Origin of the sequence: Clostridium sp. AM25-23AC (assembly GCF_003435125.1) — a bacterium.
In the GTDB taxonomy this organism is placed as follows: Bacteria; Bacillota; Clostridia; order Lachnospirales; family Lachnospiraceae; genus Pilosibacter; species Pilosibacter fragilis.
The window spans coordinates 145,448-147,953 of record NZ_QWGI01000006.1; the positions used below are offsets into that span (position 1 = coordinate 145,448).

Annotated in this window: 2 protein-coding genes; both read right to left on the bottom strand. The window is 41.9% G+C overall.

Going from position 1 to position 2,506, the window contains the following annotated elements; genetic code table 11:
* Positions 1 to 445: 445 nt before the first annotated feature.
* Positions 446 to 1,465, bottom strand: a complete 1,020-nt coding sequence (locus tag DW677_RS05725) for a site-specific integrase (protein WP_117469280.1) — start codon at positions 1,463 to 1,465, stop codon at positions 446 to 448.
* Positions 1,452 to 2,506: tyrosine-type recombinase/integrase (locus DW677_RS05730; protein WP_347473032.1), on the bottom strand; the 1,055-nt coding region annotated here is incomplete at its 5' end. The genes DW677_RS05730 and DW677_RS05725, both read right to left, overlap by 14 nt.

Consider the following 2,506-nt stretch of genomic DNA (forward strand, 5'->3'; position numbering starts at 1 on the left):
CAAAAAGAGGGCGAAAAGAGGGGGAAGTGGTTCCCAAAGTGGTTAACCGAGAGCCGATTTTTGGGGTGCTTTTCATCCCTCCTTTCCCTCGTTTTTTGGCTGTGGCAGTTTGGCATAGTTTGAGCTAATTTGAATAATTGAATATGAATTTGATGTAGCACACAGTATAAATGCTGGGTGCTTTTTTCATTTCAGGAACTCGTATTCCGGCGATAGAAAGAGCCGTCACTTCACTGTTAATTTTGAAGTGGCGGCTTTTTCTATTTCCAGAAGCAACAGCAATAATTAGAAATGAGGTGAAGTCAATGAACACGCAAATCATCGCCATCGCCAACCAGAAAGGCGGCGTTGGTTATGCATAGTAGGTAATTATGGAAAGTTGGAGAACAGAAACCTGATATATTCAGCATTTCTTTCTCCAATTACTTTGCATAATTAGGTGTTGCTATTTACCGAAGTTTTTGAGCCAATTAAGAAGATCATTATCTTCCTGCCATGATGGCATTTCTCCGTCTGAAGGACTTTGATAAGCATTTTCAAGAGCCTCACGTTTCATTTTTTCGTCTGCTCTGGCGTAAACTTCCGTGGTTGATACATCCGAATGTCCAAGCAGATCTCGGATATAGATAAGGTTTATCCCTGACTGGAGCAGATGCATTGCCTTTGAATGGCGCAAACAGTGTGGAGTCAGTTTGGGATCAACATCTTCATGTCCGGAAAGATATGCCTGTTCAGCATATTTTTGAAGGATGTAGGTAATCCCAGCACGAGTTATTTTCTTACCTGACCTGTTGGTAAATAAAGGATGGTTTCGGTAGAGTGCAGTATCCAGATGATTCTCAGCTATATATTGTCTGATAAGCTGTCCTGTAGGCACCATTACAGGTACGATCCTGCTTTTATCTCCTTTTCCGGTTAGTTTCACGGTTACAGTATCCGCAAGTGTGATATCACAAACCCTTAAATCAACCAGTTCCTGTACACGGCATCCTGTATCATACATAAGCGTCAGCAAAACACTATCACGACGACCGGAGAGAGACATAACGTCTGGTTGTTCCAGAAGTGCCTTTGTCCCTTCAAGAGACAGATATTTTATCAAAGGCTGTTCCACTTTTTTCATGGGTATGCCAAGGATCTGCTGGCACTGTTCTATTTTTTCAGGGCATTCAATGATGAGAAAACGAAAAAAAGAGTGTATTGCCGCTAGACGCTGATTTCGGGTAGCCGGTTTACAGTTACGTGTTTCTTCAAGCCAGTTCAAAAAGCGGTTTATCAGTTCACGGTCTAAAAGCTGAAGCTTTACTTTATCCGGTTGTATACTTTCCTGTTCTTTACAATAAATAAGCAAAAGAGAAAACGTGTCCCTGTAAGACAATTGTGTGTTTGCTTTTATACCCCTCTGTGAAGGGAGGTATGTGGTCAAAAATCTTGTAAGGTAAAAACCAAAATCATATTTCTTCATTTTGCACCTCCGGAATCACAAAAGCACATTTTTCCTCTATTGTGCTTAATAATTCAGGATAAACTTCAGCAGTGAGCCGAAGATATCTGGAAGTGGCACTGACAGATTTATGGCCCATATATGTGGAAAGCATAGGAAGCATCGCAGTGAGATCGTTTCCCCCGGTTACCCATTTTTGCAGCACGTGTACTGCGAAGGTATGACGCAGATCGTGAAGTCTTGGTCCCTGACCTTTTCCACCATGGGAAATCCCCATCACTTTAAGATAAACACGGAATTTCCCATAGATCGTATTCGGGCTGATCATTGTATGATCCGGTGCCATGAAGAAATAATCTGTATCTTTGTCCCACCAGATTTTATCTGCATATTTTTGACAGGCCTGTGTAAGGGATTCGGACATGGGGATCAGATGATCCCTATCCATCTTGGCTTCTTTTATTGTCAGGATACCATCTGTGAGATTTACATCTTTTACCTGCAGCTTTAGAGCTTCGGAAACGCGTAATCCACATCCATACAGCATCCTGAAAATAACAGGCAGACAGTTTTGTATGTTTCTTCTGTCATCACAAAATTTAGTGTTATCAGCAGCTGCAAACAATGCAATTATCTGCTCATGCGTAAAAATATATGGAACAAAGGAGGCCGTCCATATACCACGTTGCTCAGGTAAAAAATATACCTCATAGCCAAGAGTGTACAGGTATTCACCAAACTGCCTCACACATGTCAGTCTGTGGGCACGGCTTTTGCCTGCCTCCCCTGCTCGGGGAGCTATCCAATCCTCTGCGAGTTTTTTGGTGATACAGACTTCCGTCAGATCATAATCGTTGCTGAATCTGCAAAAACGGGACATTACTTTCTCCTCGGATTGATATTTAAATCCAAGATTTCTTTTGAAAGATATGAAATTTTCTGCAAGTTCTTTAAATATGCCGCTCATTTCAGGTGCTTTATGCTCAGTCTTCATAACCGGATACCTCCAATGCACAGTTTCTGCATATTGCGAAGCTAAACGGCCGTCTTTGCGGAGCAAAA

What these genes read in the sequence shown, in the direction of transcription:
- DW677_RS05725 (WP_117469280.1), bottom strand. Translation starts at nt 1,465, where the DNA reads ATGAAGAAATATGATTTTGGTTTTTACCTTACAAGATTTTTGACCACA.